This is a genomic window from Micromonospora sp. LOL_023 (assembly GCF_048060115.1).
GTDB lineage: Bacteria > Actinomycetota > Actinomycetes > Mycobacteriales > Micromonosporaceae > Micromonospora_E.
The window spans coordinates 1-20,503 of the sequence record NZ_JBHMIM010000083.1; the positions used below are offsets into that span (position 1 = coordinate 1).

The window sequence follows — 20,503 nt, forward strand, 5'->3', positions numbered from 1 at the left end:
GGGGCCCGCTGCTCCAGCGGGGGCCCGCTGCTCCAGCGGGGGCCCGCTGCTCCAGCGGGGGCCCGCTGCTCTAGGGTGGCCCGGTGCCGACCTGGCGGGAAGCCATCACCACCGCGTTGTACGGATCACACGGCTTCTATGTGACCGGCGGTACCCCCGTGCCAGCCGCCCACTTCCGGACCAGCGCGCAGAGCGGGGCACCGTTCGCCCGGGCGGTACTGGAACTGCTGCACCGGGTGGACCGGCAGCTCGGCCACCCCGACCGGCTCGACCTCGTCGATCTGGGAGCCGGCGGCGGCGAGCTGCTCACCGCCGTACACCAGCTGACCGGGACCACCGACGGACCGCTCGCCGCGCGGCTGCGGCTCACCGGGGTCGACCTCGCGCCCCGGCCGGCCGGGCTGCCTCACCCGGTCGGCTGGCGGACCGCGCCGCCGACCGAGGCCTGCGGGGTGCTCGTCGCGACCGAGTGGTTGGACAACGTACCGCTCGACCTGGCCGTGCGCCACGGCGACGACCTGCACTACGTCCTGGTCGACCCGGCGACCGGGGCACAGCGGCCCGGCGGCGTACTCGCCGACGCCGACGCCGCCTGGCTGGCCCGCTGGTGGCCGCCGCTGGCCGACGGGGCCTCGGCGGAGCTCGGCCGCAGCCGGGACGAGGCGTGGGCGGCCGCTGTGCGGACGCTGCGGCGCGGGGTCGCCGTCGCCGTCGACTACGGGCACCGGTACGCCGAACGCCCGGCCACCGGCACGCTGACCGGCTTCCGCGCCGGTCGCTCGGTGGCCCCGGTGCCGGACGGGTCCTGCGACATCACCGCCCACGTGGCGATCGACTCGGTCGCCGCCGCCGGTGCCACCGCGGCCGCCGGCGCCGGAGGTGCTGCCGCTGCGGGCGCGGCCCCGCCGGTGCTGCGCCGGCAACGCGACGTGCTGCCCGCGCTCGGGGTGTCCGGCGGGCGGCCGCCGCTGGCCCTGGCCGGCACCGACCCGCGCGGCTACCTTGCCGCGTTGTCGGCCGCCGGCACCGCCACCGAGCTGACCGACCCGTACGGGCTGGGCGGACACTGGTGGCTGATCCAACCGGTCGGCGCCGACATCGACACCGGCTCCCTGCTGGCCTGACCGCCGGCCGCTGGGTTCGCGCCGCCGGGCAGACCGGCATGCGACGATGACCGGCATGGTCTCCGATACCGGATCGCTGCCCCCGGCCGACCCGGCAGGCGGGTTGCGCCAGTTGACCGTCGGCACCGGCACCGGGCTGGACACCGCCGACATGGTGCTCAACGTCGGCCCGCAGCACCCGTCCACCCACGGTGTACTCCGACTCAAGCTGCTTCTCGACGGTGAGCGGGTGGTCTCCTGTGAGCCGGTCGTCGGTTACATGCACCGGGGCGCCGAGAAGCTGTTCGAGGTCCGGGACTACCGGCAGATCATCATGCTGGCGAACCGGCACGACTGGCTGTCGGCCTTCGCCAACGAGCTGGGCGTGGTGCTCGCCGTCGAACGGTTGATGGGGATCGAGGTGCCGGAGCGGGCCGTCTGGCTGCGGACCGCGCTGGCCGAACTGAACCGGGTGCTCAACCACCTGATGTTCCTCGGCTCCTATCCGCTGGAGATCGGGGCGCTCACCCCGGTGTTCTACTCGTTCCGGGAGCGCGAGACGCTGCAGGCCGTGCTGGAGGAGGTCTCCGGCGGCCGGATGCACTTCATGTTCAACCGGGTGGGTGGGCTCAAGGAGGAGGTCCCGGCCGGCTGGACCCGACGCGCCCGGGAGGCGATCGGCCAGGTCGAGTCCCGGATGCCGGACCTGGACCGGCTGATCCGCCGCAACGAGATCTTCCTCGCCCGTACGGTCGGCGTCGGAGTGCTCGACGCCGACACCGCCGCCGCGTTCGGTGCCTCCGGGCCGGTGGCCCGGGCCAGCGGACTCGACCTCGACCTACGCCGGGACGAGCCGTACCTGGCCTATGGCGAGCTCGACGTGCCGGTGGTCACCCGCAGCACCGGCGACTGCCACGCTCGCTTCGAGGTCCTGCTCGACCAGGTGTACGTCTCGCTCGACCTGGCCCGCCGCTGCCTGGACCGGGTCGACCAGCTCGCCGGGGCGGTGAACGTGCGACTACCCAAGGTGGTCAAGGCCCCCGAGGGGCACACCTACGCCTGGACCGAGAACCCGCTCGGCGTCAACGGCTACTACCTGGTGTCCCGGGGCGAGAAGACCCCGTGGCGGCTCAAGCTGCGGACCGCGTCGTACGCCAACGTGCAGGCGCTGGCGACGCTGATCCCGGGCAGCCTGGTGCCCGATCTCGTGGCGATCCTCGGCTCGATGTTCTTCGTGGTCGGCGACATCGACAAGTGACCGTCGCCGGTCACCGCCAGCGGCGGTCGTCGGAGTGCTGGTAGTCGTCGCGGTACCGGCCGCCACGCCCGTCGTCGTCGCGCAACCGCCGACCGGTGTCCTCCTCGTAGTCACGGAACCGGCGGCCACCACCGCCATCGTCGGCGTCGCGGTACCGACTGCCGTTGGCACCCTCGTCGCCGTAGCGCCGACCCGGCTCCGCCCCGTACTCACGCGACCGACGCCCACCCACGCCGTCGTCGTCGCGCAACCGCCGACCGGTGTCCTCCTCGTCCCGGTAACGACGGCTGCGCCGCCCCGGCTCCGCTTCGACGGGGCCGGACGACCAAGGGGTCACCTCGGCGCCGCTGCCGGCCGGCAGCGCGGGCAGGGCGGCCCGGCGCGGCGGCGGGCCGTCCGTCGGGAGGTCGGCGCCGCGTTGGTCCCACCGGGCGTCCCGCCATGGCGGTTCGTCCGCCAGTCGCCCGGGCCCGGGCACCGGCCCGTCGTACCGGGCGTCGTCGCGCGGCGACCGCAGCTCGTCACGGTCGAACCGATCCCCGTAGCGGCCGTCGGACGGCCGGTCGCCACCCACCCGGTCCTCCGCGTACCGGCCGGTGCCGGTGGTGCCGGCCGACCGGGCGGGATAGCCGTCGTCGTCGCGCCCCACCGACCGACGCTCGACCGGCGAGCCGGTGCCGTAGCCGTCGGCCCGGCCCACGTCCCACCGCTCGTCGGCTCGACCGCCGTACCGCTGCTCGGAGCCGTCGTCACGACCGCCGTCCCAGGACCACCGGTCGCCCGCCTGCTCGCGTAGCCGGCGTTCGGTCCAGGAGTCCTCATCGGGCTCGGCGGAGCGTCGGCTACGCGGCGACGGGGCGGACCACTCACCGTCGATCGCCGCGCCGCCACGGGAGGCGGGGCGGGCACCGCCGTAGACAGTGCCGCCCGCGTCCGCGTCGACCCGCGGATCGATTCCGGGTGGCCGGCTGGTCGCCTGCACCGTCTCGGTACGCCGCGCCACCCCGTTCGAAGCCGGCTGGCGAGGCAGCACCGTACCGGAGACCGCCGGCACCGACGCGCGGCCGCCGGCTGCCGCGCCGTACTGGCCAGCCGGGTACTGACCGCCGTAGCCGGCCGGGCCGGACGCTGGCACCGACGACGCCGGTACGGAGGACACCGGCGCGGCCGAGTCGAACCGGTCGTAGTCGTCGCGGTCCGCGCCGGGCTGGTCGCGCTCCCGGCCCCGTGCGTCCCGATCCCAGCCGGGCGCGTCGCGGGCCGCCGCGTCCGCGTGGGCGGACTCCACCCGGGCCGCTTCGGCGCGAACCACTTCGCCACGAACCGCGTCCATCTGACCACGGAGCGCTTCGACACTGTCCTCTACCGACTGCACTTTCTCCCCGAAAGCGCGGTGGCTGGCTCGAACCGCAGTCGAAATGTCATTACGCACGTCATCGCGGAGCACATCCATCTCCTCGACCAGCGCATCCTCCATATCGGTGCGCATAGTCTCGACGTCACCACGCAAAGTAATGGACAATCCGATCAACATCACCGCCGCGATAGCGACCACCATCGCCAGCCGCAACGACCCGTCGCCGTCGCCAAGCAGGAGCAACACCGCAGCTAGTGGCGCCAACCCCAGGCCACCCCAGGTGAGCCACTTGAGCGGAACCGTGCGGCGCGGCTCCTCTTCGGCCTCAGGAGCGGACATGGCTGTCGAGCCTACCCACATCTCCAGATCAACGGAAAGGGCGGCACTTGAGGTCCAAGTGGGCAGGCACGACAGGCACCCCGACGGGGCGGTGGCACGCTCCGCCGGGAAGCCGACTATCCCGCAGCCAACGCGCCGTCCGACGAGAACACCAGTCCGACACTGATCACGCCAGTCGTCAACGCGGTCTTGGTCTGCGGACCACCGGCATCGAGCGAGCTGAACTCACCGGCGCGGAAGTCGTACACCTCGATCAGACCCTGCTGACACTTGGACCGCTGCGGACATTCCGGCGGACCGCCGAGGATGGTCGCCGTGCCGGAACACTTCTCGGCCAGTTCGGAAAGGGTCCGGACTCCATACTCGTCGGCGAACTCGCTGGTCACCGCGAACGCGTTCTGGTTCTGTGCCGCCGACGGCTCCCCGAAGACGATGCCGACCTGCTCGCCGACCTGGCGCAGGCCGGTCATCGTCTCGTCCAGATCCGACGACGAAATCGCTGGTGCGTTCTCCCCCTCGACCTTGTTGTTGATGAAGTCCGCCATGGTCGCGGCGTACTCCGGAACCACCTGGATCTCGCCGGATTCCAGGGCCGGTTCGTACAGCTCACGGTTGCCGATCTGCTGAACGGTGACGTCGTATCCCGCCGCCGTCAGCACGATCCGGTACAGCTCGCCGAGGGTCTGGCTCTCGCTGAAGTTCGCCGCGCCGACAATCAGCTCACCCCCCGGACCGGCGGCGATCGCGTCGGTCAGGCTCTGGGCCGTGGCGAACTCCTCAGCGGCCGCCTGCGGAGTCTTTCGGTCGACGTCGACCGCCCGGTTGAGCTGGATCAACTGCTCGGTGTCCAGGGCCGCCGACACCGTGTCCAGCGCCCCGAGCACCTCGGGCTGCGCCGCCTGCGCGTTGACGGCGGGCACGATGTTGTCGGTGTTCTGCAGGCTCTGGTCGTCGTCGAGGACGACCAACTGCTCGCCGGCCACCGGTGCGCAGCCGGCCCCCGACGCCCCGGCCTGCGGCGCGTCGGTACCGGAGGATCCCGCCTCACCGCAGCCGGCGAGGAATCCCGCCGCAGCGAGGGTGCCGACCGCGCCCAGCGCGATTCGTGTGCGTGCAAGCATGTTGGCCCGCCTCCTGTGTCCCGGCGCGACCCACCTGGGCCGGCCGCGTGTCCGACAGGGCACGGCAACTGGCCCGCGCGAGCGTGCTGCGGGCAGCACGACAGCCGCGACGGAGCCTCCGGCCCTTGCCGGCATGCCGTCACCCGTTCCGTCTACCGAACATCCTCACCGCAGGGTCCGACAACCGCCGAAGATCGGTTGTCACCAGATCGTCATCCGGTCCGGACGCACCGTGGGCGGCGGTCAGGCCGAACCGACCGCGCTGACCTGCTCGTCTGCCCGCCGCCGGGTCCGCCGCAGCGGCAGCGGGGTGAGCGCGCGTTCGAGCACCGCCAGCGCGCCCTCGGTGCCCAGCGCCAGTACGGCCACCAACAGGCCACCGGCCAGGATCTGCCCACCACCGACCGAGATCCCCAGTCCGAACCCGGCGCTGATGATCTGCCCGAGGCCACCACCGTTGACGAACGCCGCCAACGCGGCCGTCGCCACCACCTGCACCGCGGCGGTCCGGAACCCGGCCGCCAGGTAGGGCACCGCGAGCGGCAACTCGACCCGGCGCAACACCTGCCAACCGGACAACCCCATCCCGCGCGCCGCCTCACGCACCTCCGGGTCGACCTGACGGATCCCGGTGTACGCGTTGGCCAGCAACGGCGGTACCGCGAACACCGCCAACGCCAGGATCACCGGCGGCCGGCCGAAACCCAGAAAGGTCAACGGCAGGATGGACAACAACGCGATCGTCGGCACCGCCAAGGTGATGTTCGACACCAGGACGACCAGACCGCCGCCGCGCCCGAGGTGGCCCAGCCACAGCCCCAGTGGCCAGGCAACCAGGCACCCGACCGCCACCGCGGCGACGGAGATGACCAGATGCTCGCCGAGCCGGTCGAGCACCCCACCCGGATTGGTCCAGTTCAGCGGATCGTTGAGCCATACCACCGCTTGCTCGACGGGGTTCGCCGCGGCGTACCGGCGGCTCACGAGGCGGCCCGCCGCGCCGCCCACGGCGTCAGCAACCGGCCGGCTCCCGCGAGGACCAGGTCGAAGGCCAGCGCCAACGCCACACTCAGCAGTGTGGCGGTGAGGATCTGTGCCTTGTAGAAGTTGTTCCGGAACCCGCTGAAGATCAGGTCACCGAGACCGCCGTAGCCGATCAGCGAGCCGATGGTGACCAGCGCGACGGTGGAGACCGTGGCCAACCGCAGGCCGGTCAGGATGCCGGGCAGGGCCAACGGCAGCTCGATGCGCCACAGCCGGCCGAACCGGCCGTACCCCATGCCGTCCGCCGCCTCGATGGTCGCCGCCGGCACCTGACTCAACCCGGCCAGAGAGTTGCGCACCACCAGCAGCAACGCGTAGAGCACCAGGGCGATCAGCACCGACGCGGGATTGGTCGCCCCCACGTACGGGGCCAGAAAGGCCAGCAGCGCCAGCGACGGAATGGTGTAGAGAACCCCGGTCAGCGCCAGGATCGGACCGGTCAACGGCCGGAACCAGTAGGCCACCACGGCCAGCGGCACCGCTATCGACGCGGCGATGGCGACCGCCTGTACCGTCAGGGTCACGTGCTCGGCCAGCGCCTCGACGATGGCTGGCCAGTTGTCCCGCACGTACTGATCCGAGAACCATGGATTACCCGGATCGGCCCGGCCGGTGAGCAGGTGGAAGGACACAGGTGGACGGTACCGTGCGGGACACCGGTGGCGCGGCGGCGATCACCCTGGCCGGCATCGGCAAACGGTTCCCGGACGGCACCGAGGCCGTGCGGGACCTCACCCTGGAGATCCCCGCTGGCGAGCTGGTGGTCCTGATCGGGCCGTCCGGCTGCGGCAAGTCCACCGTGCTCCGGATGATCAACCGGCTGATCGAGCCGACCGCCGGCCGGGTCCTGCTCGGCGACGAGGACGTGACCACGGTCGACCCGGTGGCGCTGCGACGCCGCATCGGCTACGTCATCCAGCACGTCGGTCTCTTCCCGCACCAGACGATCCAGACCAACGTCGGCACGGTGCCCCGGCTGCTCGGGTGGTCCCGCGAACGAGTACGCCGACGCGCCGACGAGCTGCTCGAGTTGGTCGGGTTGACACCCGGCACGTACGCCAGGCGCTATCCGCACGAGCTGTCCGGTGGGCAGCGCCAGCGGGTCGGGGTGGCCCGCGCGCTTGCTGCCGACCCGGTCGTGCTGCTGATGGACGAGCCGTTCTCCGCCGTCGACCCGATCGCCCGGGGACGGCTGCAGGAGGAGTTCCTGCGGCTGCAGGCCGAGGTTCGCAAGACGATCGTGCTGGTCACCCACGACCTCGACGAAGCGGTCCGGCTCGGCGATCGGATCGCGGTGTTGTCCGAAGGCGGCCGGCTGGAGCAGTACGCCGCACCTGCGACCCTGCTCGGCGAGCCGGCCACGGCGTTCGTCCGGGAATTCGTGGGTACGGACCGGGCGATCCGCCGACTCGCGGTCACCGCGATCAGTCGGGAGCTGCTGGAGACCGACGCCGATCCCCCGGCCATGGCGGCACCCACCCTCGCCCTGGGCACCTCGCTCTACGACGCGCTGGCCCGGTTGCTGGTCAGCGGCGCGGAGTACGCACAGGTGGTCGACGACGCAGGCCAGCCCGTCGGGGTGGTCAGCCGGCGACGGATCCTCGACGCCGGTTGACGCCCCCGCCCCGGGGCGGGGGCCGGCGATCGACAGACGCGGTTGCCGGCCTTACGACTTGTCGTGGTTCAGTAGGTAGTCGAGGAACGCCGCCCGCAGCAACGGCTCGGCCTCGCCGTACTCGTGGCCGGTGAACTCCCGCCACATCGCGACCGCGTCCTCGACCGTCGGGCCGATCGAGTTCGGTGCGCCATCCAACTCGCTGGCGTCGTCGGCCCGTGACAACCGCTTGGTGATCGACCAGAAGAAGCCGAGATCGCGGCGCTCCCTGGCCAGGTCGAACGCCCGCTCCCGCAGCTCCTCGGTCGAGAGCAGGTCGAGCTCGGCGAAAGTCGGCAGAGCGTGGTCCGAGGCGGGCGATTCGGTCATACGCCGAGCCTAACCCGGCTCGCTGCCAGGCGTGGGGCCGGCACGGACGCGGTGCCGACCGGCATCGACTCGCCGGCTCATGGCACCGGCTATTCCCAACGGTCGCCGGTGTCCCAACGGTCACGGTTCTGCGCCGGCTGCGCCGGCAACGTCGCCGACCAGGACTCCTGGCTGGTAGCGGCCGGCGTCCAGGTGTCCTGGGCCGGCTCCGGCTCCGGCTCCGGCTCCTCCCACTGCTGCTCGTCGTCGTCGCGAACGTCGTCGACCGGCCCGGTCCTGGCCGCGTGCGGTCGACCGAAGGCCTCCACCAGGCGGGTCACCACGAGCCCGAGCGCCAAGGTGACCGCAGCGGTGGCGTACAACGCGATGTCGAAATCCCGCAGATCCGACCAGCGAATGAAGACGGTCAGCCCGACCACCACGAACAAGGTGCCGAACACGCCGCCACGACGACCGAAGGCGCTGGTGCCGCCGAGCAGCGCGGCACCGACGGCGAGTGCCGTCCACTCCATGCCCACCGACGGAGTGACCGGGCCGTCGCCCAGGGCGGCCAGCAGCACCCCGCCGACGGCCGCGAAGACCATCGACACGATGGTCGCTCCGCTGGTGATCACGGCGGCCAGCCCACCACGGCGCTCCGCCGGGTCGCCGACCGGGCGGGACCTGCCCACGCCCCGGCGGATCGCCTTGACGGTCCCGAAGATCGCGCCCAGTACCGCCAGTACGGCGAAGCCGCCGAAGAGGTAGACCGCCTGACCGGTCGGGTCGTACGCGCCCTGGAGGTCGACCGGAGCCGGCCGCTGCTGGATGAAGACGATCGCCACGCAGGCGGCGATCAGGCTTCCGGCCCATCCGGGGACCTGCAGCCCGGTCACCAGCAGTCCGGTGCCGGCACCGAGCACGACCGCCCAGATCGCCACGGTGATCAGTACCGACAGCACACCGTCGTCACCGTTCTCGGCGAAGTGCAGCGCCGCCGCGATGGCGACCGGACCGATGGCGAGGTTCGGCGCACCGGCGCGCAGCGTCACCCCGGCGGCGAGAACAAGCAGACCGAGGCCGGTGGCATAGGCCAGCAGCGGGTCGAGGTTGCTGGCGGCGGTGACGTCCGGATCGGCCAGATAGAGCAGGTAGCCGAGGCCGCCGACCGCGATCAGCAGGAAGAATTCCCAGGTCAGGTGCACCCCGAGTCGGTCGCGCCCCCGCTCGCCGTGCCACGGGTCGTCGAAGACGTCGTCGAGCCCGGCTGCGGCCCGTCGCCGGCCGCCATGACGGCTCGACGCCCGGAGGCCGGCGTCCTCCTCCGGGGCGTTGCCGGCGGTGAAACCGGCGGCCGTGGTGAAGGAACTCGTCTGGTAGCCGGAGGTGGCACCGTAGCCGGCGCCGCGGGCGAGGTCCGGATCTGCGGACCAGGTGTCTCCGGTGTGGTCGTGGCCGGCCGGATCGGTGCTGTCCGCGTTCCGCCGGCGATAAGGCGAATCGTCGTACGCCATATCGCGTCTCCTCTTGCCGTGCCGGCCGGCCGAGGCGCGTGGCGCGTCGTCGGTGAGCCAGGGTCGTGGTGCGACCAGTCGACGTACACGCGAGGACCTGTTCAGCCGTACCGGTCGCAGGCACCGTACCCGCGACAGGGCACAGCCGTCACCCCCCGTGTCTGATGCCCGGCCCCGCGGTCCCCCGAGGACAAATCTCGATCGACTCAGTCGGTGGGCTCGCCCGGCACCTCGGGGTCCTCCGGGCGCTCCGGGACGCGGCAGGCTCGCTCCAGCCAGAGCGCCGCCAGGACCAGCGCGACCGCGGCGATCAGACCGCCGCTGGCGGCCGGGAGATCGTTGGTCGCGGCCCGGGTCTGCTGGATGAACAGCCAGAGCACCAGCCCGGCGTAGAAGCCGGCGAAGATCGCTCCGGCGAGTGCGGAGGCCTTGGCCAACACGACGAACCTCGCCACCAGGAGCGGATCGACCGGGTCCTGGCCGGGTTGGCGGTCGATCCGGGCCCGCGTATTGACCGCGGCATATCCCTCAAGTACCGCCAACGCCGCCAAAGTCACCGAGGGTAGCCAAGGCAGTACGGGCATCCGGACGTACCAGTTGCTGATCACCAGCCAGCCGATCGCCGCCGCCGCCAGCGCCGCCACCACGAGCGACGACAGTTTCGTGGGCCCCATCCGGGACTCGTCCGGCTCCTGCCCGCGGGGGCTGACCCCGGGTCCGGGCCCAGTCACGGCAGCACCCACAGCGTCGTCGCGGTCGTCCGAGGCACCTTCACTGGATCGACTCTAGCGGCAGATCCGGCCGTGGGCGCAGTTCGGGCAGGTCCGTGGCGACCGGTTCGCGGTTGAGCAGATCGGTCAGCCAGCCATGTCCGGGCAGCTGGCCGTACGGTTGGATGTCGATCCACGGCCGCAGCACGAAGGCCCGCAGGTGCGCCCGTGGGTGCGGCAGGATCAGTTCGGGATCGTCGCTGCGCACCGGGGTGTCGTCGGCGGACCAGACGGCGATCACGTCCACGTCGAGGCTGCGCGGCCCGTACGGCCGGGTCGGGTCCCGCTCCCGGCCGGCGGCCCGTTCGAGCGCCCGGCAGCGGTCTAGCCAGCTTCGGGCATCGGCATCCGGGTCGACGACGAGCGCGACGGCGTTGAGGTAGTCGGGCTGCGCCGGGTCGCCCCAGGGCGACGTCTCGTAGATCCCCGACACGACCAGCAGTACGTCGTCGAGCGCGCGCACGGCGTCGCGCAGCCGGCCGTACCTGTCGCCGAGGTTGCCGCCCAGCGCGAGCACCGCGCGGCTCACCGACGGCTCCGGGTGAGGGTGACGGCCACATCGACGAACTCGTGCGCGATGGGTGCCTGCGGCTTGTGGACGGTCACCGTCGCGGCCAGCACCCGCCCGTCCGCCAGGCAGACGGCGACCAGCCGGTCGGCCAGCGTCTCGATCAGGTTCACCGGCTCACCGGCGACGACCGCGACAAGCCGGTCGGCCAGCTCGCCGTAGTGGACCGTCTCCTCGACCCGGTCCGAGGCCGCCGCCGGCGCCAGGTCCATGGTGAGCTCCACGTCGACGACGAAGTCCTGACCGGTGGCCCGCTCCTGCGGGTAGACGCCGTGCCGGCCGTGGGCCCGCAACCCGGTGAGCACGATCCGGTCAGTCATCGGCACCTCCGGTGCTCGGCCGGCCGGCCGCCTGCCAGACGGCGAGCGCGTCGACGGTGTCCCGGACCTCGTGTACGCGTACCCCCCAGGCACCTGCGGACACGGCCAGCACGCTGGTCGCGATGGTCGCAGCGCCACGCTGGTCGACCGGACGCGGGCTGCCCGCCGGGTCGGCCAGCAGCCGCCCCAGGTAGGACTTGCGGCTGGCCGCGAAGAGCAGCGGGTGACCGAGGTCGAGCAGTTCGCCCAGCCGACTGGTCAGCTGCCAGTTGTGCTCGGGTCGCTTGGCGAAGCCGAGACCCGGATCGATGACGATCCGGTCCGGCGCGACTCCGGCGGCGAGCGCGTCGTCGACGCGGGCCGACAGCTCGGCGCGCACCTCGCCGACCACGTCGTGGTACTCGGCCAGTTCGTACATCCGGTCGGAGTGGCCCCGCCAGTGCATCAAGATCCAGGGGCAACCGGCGTCGGCGACCACCGCGCCCATCGCGGGGTCGGCCAGCCCTCCGGAGACGTCGTTGACCACCCCGGCGCCAGCGGCCAGTGCGGCGGCGGCGACCGCCGCCCGGGTGGTGTCGATGCTCATCGGCACCCCGGCGGCGGCGAGTGCCCGGATCACCGGCAGCACCCGGGCCGCTTCGCTTTCGGCGTCCACGCGCCGCGCTCCGGGGCGGGTCGACTCGCCGCCGATGTCGACCAGGTCGGCGCCTTCGTGGTGCAGCCGGATCCCGTGTTCGACGGCGGCGTCGAGGTCGGCGTACCGGCCGCCGTCGGAGAAGGAGTCCGGGGTGACGTTGAGGACGCCCATCACGACCGGCCGGGCCGGCCGTAGCAGATCTGTCACGGGAAGACGGTACCGGGCACGGTTCGGCGACAGCCGGCGGCGGGCGTGCTGGGTACCCTCGAATCAGACAACCATTTCGCACTGGCGCTGCCGGTCGAGTTCAGGGCAGCTTGTACCAGACAGGGGTCGGCCGTACGCTTTGCAGTTGCGGGCGAGCAGTGCGGGCGAAGACAGAGGAGAAGGGCCAAAGTTGGACAATCAGCCCAAAAACCATCACCGTACGCGGTGAGTTCCGGACGCAGGGTCGACAACAGCGGCATGACCCGGGACGTCCGAGAGGCTTGACAACTGCAGTGCCCCGGCTCCGCCGGCCGCACACCGGGGAGGTTCCCATGATCGAAACGACGCTCGTCGAGACGGCCCACGCAGCAGTGGCGGCCGCGATCGACACATTGCCGCTGCTGGCCGGACCGGCCGGCGAGCCCAGCACACCCGACACTCCGACGGGCTTCAACACCGAAGGCGTCGTCTCCTTCCTGGCCAGCAAGGTCGCCCCGATCCTGCTCGCCGTACTGGGCGTGATCTTCATCGGCCGGGCCAGCAAGGGCGAGATCTCCAAAGTCCTGACCAGCTCCGCGATCGCGATCGTGGGACTGGCGTTCATCGCCGGAGCGGCAACGCTCTTCTTCGTCGGCGACTACCTCATCAACTTGATGTTCGAATAGAGCGCGGGGCACGAGATGCGGCTGCGTACCGACGACGACATCTACCGGGCCCGGCTGGTCTACCTGGGCCCGCCCGGCTACACGTTGCCGATCCACCTGCCGTACGCCCAGTATGGGGTTTTTATCCTACTCGTCCCGCTCTACATGTTCATCCACTGGGCCTTCACCCTCAACGTGGAACTCTTCCCGGCCTGGGAGATCGCGCTCGCGATCGTCACCACCTCGTTCATCTTCCGGTACGTCGATCCGGACCGTCCCGCACGGATGGTGGTCCGCACCGCCCTCACCGACTGGCGCCGGACCCGGGAACCCGCTACCGAACAGCGGGACCCGCGCCTGGTAGCCAGTCACATCAGGATCCGGGAGGAGCTGGCATGACCCGCGCCGACAGTTGGGCGACCGACGGCAGCCACTCCGTGGCCAGCCGTGCGCGCGAGGCGATGGCATGAGCCGACCCACCCCGCCGGGCTCCGCTCACCCGGCCAGTCAACCGGCCGGCAACGGCGGTAACGGTAAGCGATCGGACGACTACCAGCATCCCGAGTTGGTGGACGTGGCCGAGACCGAACTGGTCACCAGCCCTCGGCACGGTTCAGTGGCGGTCTTCCAGAGCCCGGCCGCCGCACGAGGCAACCGCGCTTCGCGTACCGCACCGACGCCGTCGACGCCGGCACCCACCCCCCGCACCGCGGCCAGTGATCACACCGACATCGACTCGCCCTTCCTCGACCTGTTCTCCGGCACCGGCCCGGCCGGTGGCCACCGACCAGGCAGGTCTGCCCGCACCGCGATCCAGCCACCAGCCCGGCCGGCGATCGACCCACCGGCCAGCCCCGAGGCGATCGCACCGGCACCCCGCCGCAGTGCCATCGACCCACCGGCACCGCCGACCGATCCCGGTCCACCCGCACCGCCCCCGGCGGACCGGATCGGGCCAGCGCCGGTCACCCCGGAGCGCCCAGAGCCGGCGCAACGCCGACACACCAGCGCACCGACCCCCCGTCCCGCAGCGGAGTCGGTCTCCGCCGCGGAGCCGCCACCGCAGAGCCGGCCGGTGCCGCACAGCCACGCCGGCCCACCGACCCAGCCGGTGCCGTACAGCCAGCCGGTGCCGTACAGCCAGCCGCCCGCAGCGGACAGCCACGACCCGCCCGCACCGCCGGTCCGGATGTCGCCCCCGCACCCGGTGCCGACCGCCGACGCCACGGTGGGCGCCGACGCGGTGCCGCCCCCGGCCGGGACCCCCGACTCCGCACCGCCACGGCACCGTGACGAATCCGCCACCACCCCCACCAAGCGCACCGGCAGACGCCCGCGGCGCCGGTCGAAGGCCGAGTCCGACCGGCCGGACAAGCTGATCAAGCCGGTGCCGATCAAACCGCCGAAAGCCAGGTTCACCGACCGGGACCCCGCCGCCGAGCTGGCCATCACCGAGATCGCCGGGCACCTGACCTTCACCCCGAACACCGTCACCGCCTGGTACTGGCTGCCCGAGGTCCGCTGGGCGTTCCGTCCGGACGCCGAGCGCGAAGTGCTGCTCTCGGCCATCTCCGAGCAGTACGCCGGCCTCTCCGGGTTCCGCCTGCATCTGCGCCGCACCACCCGCCCCTTCCCGGCCGACGAGTGGGCGCGCACGATCGACTCGCTGACCAGCAACCCGCTGCCCACCGTCGGCGGGGCGACGTCCTGGTCCGACCACCTGGTCGCTGCCCAGCGGCACCTGATGTCGGTCAACCACGCCGAGGGCCAGACCTACCTGGGCATCACCTTCGCCCGCCGGTCGCTGGGCAACTCGCTCTCCGAGCGGGTGCTGCGGATGTTCGGACGAGGGGTGGCCGAGAACGAACGCCGCCGGCTCGGCCGGATGGTGGAGCAGTTCGACGAGGTGCTCGGCGCGTTCGGCATGCGGGGCCGGCGGGTCACCGCCGGTGAACTCGAATGGCTGCTCTACCGGTCGGTCGCGCTATGCATGACCCCGCCGACCATGCTCTCGCCGGTACGCGACGGCAACTGGGACCGCGGCGACCTGCTCGCGCTCACCGAACAGATCGAGCGCTACCGCACCCCGTACGGGTCCACGTTGAAGCTGGTCAACCGGATGACCGGCGAGGAACGACACGTCGCTGTGCTCGCCGTGGGCCGGATGGAGCCGCTGGAGATCCCGGAACGGCACGAGCCGTGGATGCACTTCCACGAACGGCTGCCGTGGCCGATGGAGCTCTCCTCCCGCATCGACCTGTTGGGCTCCACCGACTCGTTCCGCAACCTGGAGCACCGGCTGCGGATGATCCGCTCCCAACAGCTCGACTACGCAGAGCACGGCATCGACGCCCCGCCCGAACTGGAACGGCTCGCCAAGCGGGCCCTGCACATCGGCGACGAGATGACCACCGGCCTGCCGGTGGAATCCGCCCGGGCACACGGCTGGCACCGGGTCGCCGTCGGCGGCCGGACCCGCGAAGAGTGCCTGGAACGCGCCCGGCGCCTGATCCAGCTCTACTCCAGAGAGATGCGGATCTCCCTGCAACACCCGAAGAACCAGGACTGGCTGGCCCGCGAGTTCATCCCCGGCGAGCCGGTGGCGAACACCGGCTACATCCGGCGGATGCCGGTCAAGCTGCTGGCCGCCGCGGTCCCCCAGGCGGCGTCGACCGTCGGTGACCGGCGCGGCGACCTGATCGGGCGTACCGCCGGCACCTGCCGTCGACCGGTCTTCCTGGACCTGCACTTCCCGATGGAGGTTCGGGAACGCTCCGGGCTCGCCGTCTTCGTGGCCGAGCCCGGCGGCGGCAAGTCGACCCTGCTCGGCGCACTCGGCTACCTGGCGGCCCGGCGCGGCGTGCAGGTCACCCTGCTCGACCCGTCCGGCCCGCTGGCTCGGCTCTGCTCGATGCCGGAGCTACGGCCGTACTCGCGGGTACTCAACCTCACCGGCTCCGAGCAGGGCACCCTGGCGCCGTACTCGCTGATCCCGACGCCGATCCGGGCGGAGTTCGCCGCTGGTGCCGTCGGCGACCGCGAGTACGAGATCGCCGTCTCCAACTCCCGCGCCGAACGCCGGATGCTGGTCCAGGACATCTGCATGATGCTGGTGCCACCGCAGGTGGCCCGGGAGTCGTCGACGGCGACCCTGCTGCGGCACGCGGTGCGTCAGGTCCCGGCCGAGGAGACCTCGACGCTCGACGACGTCGTCGCCTGCCTCAACGGCATCGACGACGACGGCCGCGAATTGGCCAACCTGCTGCTGGACACCGCCGAGATGCCGCTGGCGCTGCTGTTCTTCGGCTCGCCGGCGCCGAACCTGCTGGGTGCGGACGCGGCGCTGACCGTGATCACCATGGCCGGGCTCCGACTGCCCGACCTGAAGATCGAGCGGGAGTACTGGTCGGCCGAGGAGGCGCTCGCACTGCCGATGCTGCACACCGCCCACCGGTTGGCGGTCCGGCGCTGCTACGGCGGCTCGATGCAGGAGCGCAAGCTGGTCGGCCTGGACGAGGCGCACTTCATGGAGGGTTGGCGGTCCGGCCGGTCGTTCCTGGTCCGGCTGGCCCGCGACTCCCGCAAGTGGAACCTCGCGGCCCTGGTCTCGTCGCAGAACCCCAAGGACATCCTCGGCCTCGACGTGCAGAACCTCGTCTCCACCGTCTTTGTCGGACGTATCGCCGAGGACCAGGAGATCGCCGCCGAGGCGCTACGGCTGCTACGGGTACCCGTCGACGACGGTTACGAGGCGACGCTCGCCTCGTTGTCCAGCGTAGACAGCTCGTCGGCGAGCCGGCTGGGCTTCCGCGAGTTCGTCATGCGCGACGTCGACGGGCGGGTGCAGAAGATTCGGGTGGACGTCTCGTACGTGAACGGGCTACTCGATCATCTGGACACCACTCCCGGCGCGCCACCGACGATGCCCGCGGGGCTGCCGGCCGCGCTCAGTGATCTGGAGGTGTGACGTGGCGAGGACCGCGAACCGGTGCACCGCACTCCTGCTCGCCGTCCTGATCGCCGCCGTGGCGAGCATCTCCTGGCCGATGATCGGCGCCACTACGCCGGCCCAGGCCGCCCCGGTCGCCCAGCTGCCGGCCCAGGCACCGAGCAACCTCTGCCCGGTCGAAGCCTGGCAGGCCGACTACCGGGCCTGCATCGAGCGGTTGCAGGGCGTCAGCGCGGCGCGGGCGCAGTGTCTGAAGCCGCCGACGCCCAGCGCCCCCGACTCCGGCTTCGGCGGCTGGTTCGCCACCCAACCGGAACAGACCGACGGACCGGTCGGGCTGTACTCGGACTACGGCTACGCCGGCTACCGGTTCCCGACCTACGACCTCGACGGTGGTTGCGCGTCCAGCGTGGTCAACGCCGATGTCGGTGCCTTCACCGGCGTCGCGAACTTCGAGATGATGGTCGCCACGGCGATCATCGGCGCGGCGAACGCGATCCGCGAGCGGGCCTGGGATCCCGGCACCATGTACGCGTGGGCCGACCCGCTCGTCGAGCAGGCCACCACCGCCATCTACGAGGAGGTCTTCACCGTCTTCGGCCTGATCACCCTCTGCGTGGTCGGGCTCTACCTGATCTGGCGTTCCCGTCAGTCGGACATGAGCAACATGATCACGACGGCCGGCTGGGCGGTCCTGATCATGGTGGTGGTGACGGCGATCGCCGCCTGGCCGGTCCGCTCGGCGAATCTCGCCGACGGAGCGCTGACCAGCACCCTCGGCGTCGTCCACGAGGCGGTCGGGCCGCGGGCCGTCGAGGTCCCGGCGGAGGAGTGCCCCGACGAGGATCCGCAACGGTGCGCCGACCAGCGCCCGCCAGCGGTACGGGCCAGTGACACCACCACGTCCTCGATGCTCTACCGCAACTGGCTGCGCGGGGTGCTGGGTTCCTCCGACAGCGAGACCGCCCAAAAGTACGGCCTCGCGCTGTACGACGCCCAGGCCTTCACCTGGATCGAGATCGAAGCCATGCGGGCGGACCCGGCACAGCGTGAAGCGATCATCGCGCAGAAGAACCAGCAGTGGATGGTCGTCGCCGAGCAGATCCGCACCGAGGATCCGGAAGCCTACGAGCACCTGCAGGGAATCCGCGAGATGGACCGGGTCGGTACCGGCCTGATCGCCATCTTCGCCGCCGTCATGTTCGCCATGTTCGACCTCGCCGCCTCGCTGCTGGTGCTGCTCGGCTTCCTGCTGTTCCGGTGGGTCGTGGTCGCCGCGCCGATCCTCGGCACCATCGGCCTGCTGCGGCCGGCCGGAGCCGGGATGCGCCGGCTCGGCAACGCCGTCGTCGCAGCGATCTTCAACATCGCGATCTTCGGCACCGGCGCCGCAGTCTACCTCTTCGCCGTCGACCTGATCATGAGTACGCCGACCCTGCCGGGCTGGCTGCAGGTGGTCCTCATCTGGCTCTGTGGCATGGTCGGCTGGCTGCTGCTGCGCCCGTACCGGCGGATCACCGACCTGGGCGGCGGCCGGGACGCAAGGGGCGGCAGCTCCTGGCACATCCGCTACTTCCGGGAGACCAGGGAGACCCGCGAACCCGAGCAGGTCATGGTCAAGTCGAAGGACGGGCAGCGCGACACGGTCGTCAAACAGACCTCGGTGCGTCCGGAAGCGCGGCTGGAGGACCCGAGCAGCGACCGGCGGTCCACCGGGGATCCGGCGACACAGCCGGCCAAGGAACGCCCGGACGGGCGCGAGTCGGGGTCCGGGTCCGGGTCCGGGTCCGCGCCGAGCGCCCCGAGCCGCACGACCCGCCGAACCCCCGACTGGACGCCATCGGATCTGCCCGCCGAGTCGCCCCAGTACGCGGTCTACCGGCCCAGTGGTAGCCGGACCGCCGACGAGGCGCCCACGCCCCGGATCCGTACCGAGGCGCGGTGACGTCGGATGCGTACGGTGATCGCCTTCCTGACCCGGTTCCTCTTCCGGTCCCGGCTCGGGCTGGCTGTCCTGCTGCTGGTCGTGGTGGTCAGCGTGGTCGGGGTCGGCCAGGTGGTCGGGCGGGTCGAGGGCACCGACGGGCCGTTGCTGGGTAACCCGGGGCCGAACCCGGCACTGACCATCGACCCGACCGAGGGCGACGACGGGATCCAGTCGCTGCCACCGGAGCCGGACCCGGTCACCGCCGCCGGGGCGGACGCGCCGGAGACGGTCGCGGTCGCGTTCGCCACCGCCTGGCTCGACCGGGAACTCGACCCGGACCAGTGGCATGCGGGGCTACGCCCGTACGTCACCGAGGAACTGGCGGACAAGCTGGTCGGTGTGGACCCGGTCGTGGTACCCGCCGAGCGGCTGACCGGCGAGCCGGCACTCATTGCGTACGCGACGAATCTGGTCGAGGTGGTGATCGAGGTGGACTCCGGCAAACTACGGTTGCGGCTGACCGGCCCGGACGGCCGCTGGTTGGTCGACGGCGTCGACTGGGAGCGAGGGTGAACGAGCAGCCGCCGAGCGTCCGCTCCCGGGCCGCCCGGCACGTCGCCCTGACCTTGGCGTTGACGGCGACCATGGTGCTGCTCTGCTGCACCGGTGGAATCGGCGCCGTCCTGTTCAGCGACGACGAACCGGACCAGTCGGCGCTGTTCAGCACCTTCGGCTGCGGCCGGGAGGGCCCGGTCGACCCCGACGTCGACTTCCGGGTCGGCGCGTACGGATCGGATCAGCTCGGCAACGCGGCTGTGATCATCAACGTCGGTGTGGAGCTGTCGATCCCGCCCCGAGGCTGGGTGATCGCGGTCGCCACCGCCATGCAGGAATCCGCGCTGCGCAACCTCGGCCATCTGGGCTCGCACAACGACCACGACTCCGTCGGGCTGTTCCAGCAGCGCCCCAGCCAGGGGTGGGGTACGCCGGAGCAGCTCCAGGATCCGGCGTACTCGTCGCGGAAGTTCTACCAGAAGCTGGTCACGGTCGACGGCTGGGAGACCATGACGCTGACCACCGCCGCGCAGCGGGTGCAGGTCAGCGCCTTCCCGGACGCCTACGCCAAGCACGAGCCGGTGGCGACCACGATCGTCAACGTACTGACCGACGGTGCGGCGCGGGCGGTCAGCGGCTCGGACGGGCTGCGCTGCGCCGCAGCCGGCGAGATCGCCGCCTCCGGGTGGACCCGCCCGGTGCCCGGCAACGTCGGATCCGGTTTCCGGACCAGTTCACGACCCGGGCACAACGGGGTGGACATCTCCCTGCCGAAGGGCGTGCTGATCCGGGCGGCCGCCGCCGGCCGGGTGATCGTCTCCCAGTGCGATCCGGATCAGTACGGTCGACTGGACTGCGACGTCGACGGTTCGCCGAGCAAGGGCGGCTGCGGCTGGTTCGTCGACATCCTGCACGCCGACCAGGTGGTCACGAGATACTGTCACCTGGTGCAGCGGCCAGAGGTCGCCGAGGGCGACGTGGTCGACGCCGGGCAGGTGATCGGCAAGGTGGGCTCCAGCGGCAACTCGTCCGGCCCGCATCTGCACTTCGAGGTGCATCTCAACGGCGACCGGAGCAGTCTGGGTGCCGTCGACCCGGTGCCGTTCATGCGGGAGCGGGGCGCGCCGCTCGGGGAAAGTGGCTGACCGAGGTGGGGGGCACCGTTGTGGTGGAAGACCTCAACGTCACCGGCATGCTGCGCAACCGGCGGTTGGCTCGGCACGTCGC

19 protein-coding genes are annotated in these 20,503 nt (G+C 71.6%); 9 read left to right on the forward strand and 10 right to left on the reverse strand.

The window, feature by feature from the left end; translation table 11 throughout:
• The first annotated feature begins 83 nt into the window (after positions 1-83).
• A complete protein-coding gene (locus tag ACFHVL_RS28565) occupies positions 84-1,124 on the forward strand; it encodes an SAM-dependent methyltransferase (protein ID WP_416631596.1) in 1,041 nt (346 codons plus the stop codon).
• A gap of 46 nt (positions 1,125-1,170) precedes the next feature.
• Complete coding sequence (locus ACFHVL_RS28570) at positions 1,171-2,361, forward strand: NADH-quinone oxidoreductase subunit D (RefSeq protein ID WP_416631597.1); 1,191 nt, start codon at positions 1,171-1,173, stop codon at positions 2,359-2,361.
• A 10-nt stretch (positions 2,362-2,371) separates the two neighbouring features.
• On the opposite strand, the gene ACFHVL_RS28575 is transcribed toward ACFHVL_RS28570, so the two are convergent.
• The 4 genes from ACFHVL_RS28575 to ACFHVL_RS28590 all read right to left on the reverse strand — a co-directional run bounded on the left by ACFHVL_RS28575 (position 2,372) and on the right by ACFHVL_RS28590 (position 6,854).
• Positions 2,372-4,057: a hypothetical protein gene (locus ACFHVL_RS28575; RefSeq protein WP_416631598.1), complete on the reverse strand. Its 1,686-nt coding sequence runs from the start codon at positions 4,055-4,057 to the stop codon at positions 2,372-2,374.
• Positions 4,058-4,173: 116 nt separating this feature from the next.
• Entirely contained in the window at positions 4,174-5,178 is a 1,005-nt protein-coding gene (locus ACFHVL_RS28580; protein ID WP_416631600.1) for a glycine betaine ABC transporter substrate-binding protein, read from the reverse strand.
• Positions 5,179-5,421: 243 nt separating this feature from the next.
• The gene (locus ACFHVL_RS28585) at positions 5,422-6,162 is read right to left on the reverse strand and encodes an ABC transporter permease (protein ID WP_416631602.1); all 741 of its coding nucleotides are present in this window, start codon (positions 6,160-6,162) and stop codon (positions 5,422-5,424) included.
• Entirely contained in the window at positions 6,159-6,854 is a 696-nt protein-coding gene (locus ACFHVL_RS28590) for an ABC transporter permease (protein WP_416631603.1), read from the reverse strand. The genes ACFHVL_RS28585 and ACFHVL_RS28590 overlap by 4 nt, the downstream gene beginning before the upstream one ends.
• Before the next feature lie 2 nt (positions 6,855-6,856).
• Here ACFHVL_RS28590 and ACFHVL_RS28595 point away from each other — a divergent pair, with 2 nt between their 5' ends.
• Positions 6,857-7,837 (forward strand): ABC transporter ATP-binding protein, encoded by a 981-nt coding sequence (locus ACFHVL_RS28595; RefSeq protein WP_416631604.1) that lies wholly within the window; start codon positions 6,857-6,859, stop codon positions 7,835-7,837.
• 51 nt (positions 7,838-7,888) lie between these two features.
• Here the strand turns inward: ACFHVL_RS28595 and ACFHVL_RS28600 are convergent, their stop codons facing one another.
• The 6 genes from ACFHVL_RS28600 to folP all read right to left on the reverse strand — a co-directional run bounded on the left by ACFHVL_RS28600 (position 7,889) and on the right by folP (position 12,201).
• The gene (locus ACFHVL_RS28600) at positions 7,889-8,206 is read right to left on the reverse strand and encodes a hypothetical protein (protein WP_416631606.1); all 318 of its coding nucleotides are present in this window, start codon (positions 8,204-8,206) and stop codon (positions 7,889-7,891) included.
• A gap of 89 nt (positions 8,207-8,295) precedes the next feature.
• Positions 8,296-9,699 carry an ABC transporter permease gene (locus tag ACFHVL_RS28605; protein WP_416631607.1) on the reverse strand — a complete coding sequence of 468 codons (1,404 nt, stop codon included), beginning with the start codon at positions 9,697-9,699 and terminating at the stop codon, positions 8,296-8,298.
• A gap of 206 nt (positions 9,700-9,905) precedes the next feature.
• Positions 9,906-10,373 (reverse strand): DUF3180 domain-containing protein, encoded by a 468-nt coding sequence (locus ACFHVL_RS28610; RefSeq protein ID WP_416631617.1) that lies wholly within the window; start codon positions 10,371-10,373, stop codon positions 9,906-9,908.
• Positions 10,374-10,470: 97 nt separating this feature from the next.
• Positions 10,471-10,998 carry a 2-amino-4-hydroxy-6-hydroxymethyldihydropteridine diphosphokinase gene (gene folK, locus ACFHVL_RS28615; RefSeq protein WP_416631608.1) on the reverse strand — a complete coding sequence of 176 codons (528 nt, stop codon included), beginning with the start codon at positions 10,996-10,998 and terminating at the stop codon, positions 10,471-10,473.
• On the reverse strand, positions 10,995-11,357 hold the full coding sequence (gene folB, locus ACFHVL_RS28620) for a dihydroneopterin aldolase (RefSeq protein ID WP_416631609.1): 363 nt from the start codon (positions 11,355-11,357) through the stop codon (positions 10,995-10,997). Before folB ends, folK begins: the two co-directional genes overlap by 4 nt.
• A complete protein-coding gene (gene folP, locus ACFHVL_RS28625) occupies positions 11,350-12,201 on the reverse strand; it encodes a dihydropteroate synthase (RefSeq protein ID WP_416631610.1) in 852 nt (283 codons plus the stop codon). Before folP ends, folB begins: the two co-directional genes overlap by 8 nt.
• Positions 12,202-12,533: 332 nt before the next feature.
• On the opposite strand from folP, the gene ACFHVL_RS28630 reads away from it, so the two are divergent.
• From ACFHVL_RS28630 to ACFHVL_RS28655, 6 genes are all read left to right on the forward strand, one after another.
• The gene (locus ACFHVL_RS28630; protein WP_416631611.1) at positions 12,534-12,866 is read left to right on the forward strand and encodes a hypothetical protein; all 333 of its coding nucleotides are present in this window, start codon (positions 12,534-12,536) and stop codon (positions 12,864-12,866) included.
• A 15-nt stretch (positions 12,867-12,881) separates the two neighbouring features.
• A complete protein-coding gene (locus ACFHVL_RS28635; RefSeq protein WP_326549878.1) occupies positions 12,882-13,244 on the forward strand; it encodes a hypothetical protein in 363 nt (120 codons plus the stop codon).
• 67 nt (positions 13,245-13,311) lie between these two features.
• Positions 13,312-16,812, forward strand: coding sequence for an ATP-binding protein (locus tag ACFHVL_RS28640; protein WP_416631612.1), 3,501 nt, complete (start codon positions 13,312-13,314; stop codon positions 16,810-16,812).
• Position 16,813: 1 nt separating this feature from the next.
• Entirely contained in the window at positions 16,814-18,739 is a 1,926-nt protein-coding gene (locus ACFHVL_RS28645; protein ID WP_416631614.1) for an MFS transporter, read from the forward strand.
• A 6-nt stretch (positions 18,740-18,745) separates the two neighbouring features.
• Positions 18,746-19,294, forward strand: a complete 549-nt coding sequence (locus tag ACFHVL_RS28650; protein WP_416631615.1) for a hypothetical protein — start codon at positions 18,746-18,748, stop codon at positions 19,292-19,294.
• A 71-nt stretch (positions 19,295-19,365) separates the two neighbouring features.
• Positions 19,366-20,421, forward strand: a complete 1,056-nt coding sequence (locus ACFHVL_RS28655; protein ID WP_416631618.1) for a M23 family metallopeptidase — start codon at positions 19,366-19,368, stop codon at positions 20,419-20,421.
• Positions 20,422-20,503 lie beyond the last annotated feature (82 nt).

Coding starts and splice junctions, on each gene's coding strand:
- ACFHVL_RS28640 (WP_416631612.1), top strand. CDS start 13,312: ATGAGCCGACCCACCCCGCCGGGCTCCGCTCACCCGGCCAGTCAACCG.
- ACFHVL_RS28630 (WP_416631611.1), top strand. CDS start 12,534: ATGATCGAAACGACGCTCGTCGAGACGGCCCACGCAGCAGTGGCGGCC.
- ACFHVL_RS28610 (WP_416631617.1), bottom strand. CDS start 10,373: ATGGGGCCCACGAAACTGTCGTCGCTCGTGGTGGCGGCGCTGGCGGCG.
- ACFHVL_RS28635 (WP_326549878.1), top strand. CDS start 12,882: ATGCGGCTGCGTACCGACGACGACATCTACCGGGCCCGGCTGGTCTAC.
- ACFHVL_RS28570 (WP_416631597.1), top strand. CDS start 1,171: ATGACCGGCATGGTCTCCGATACCGGATCGCTGCCCCCGGCCGACCCG.
- ACFHVL_RS28580 (WP_416631600.1), bottom strand. CDS start 5,178: ATGCTTGCACGCACACGAATCGCGCTGGGCGCGGTCGGCACCCTCGCT.
- ACFHVL_RS28650 (WP_416631615.1), top strand. CDS start 18,746: ATGCGTACGGTGATCGCCTTCCTGACCCGGTTCCTCTTCCGGTCCCGG.
- ACFHVL_RS28605 (WP_416631607.1), bottom strand. CDS start 9,699: ATGGCGTACGACGATTCGCCTTATCGCCGGCGGAACGCGGACAGCACC.
- folB (WP_416631609.1), bottom strand. CDS start 11,357: ATGACTGACCGGATCGTGCTCACCGGGTTGCGGGCCCACGGCCGGCAC.
- ACFHVL_RS28575 (WP_416631598.1), bottom strand. CDS start 4,057: ATGTCCGCTCCTGAGGCCGAAGAGGAGCCGCGCCGCACGGTTCCGCTC.
- ACFHVL_RS28655 (WP_416631618.1), top strand. CDS start 19,366: ATGGTGCTGCTCTGCTGCACCGGTGGAATCGGCGCCGTCCTGTTCAGC.
- ACFHVL_RS28600 (WP_416631606.1), bottom strand. CDS start 8,206: ATGACCGAATCGCCCGCCTCGGACCACGCTCTGCCGACTTTCGCCGAG.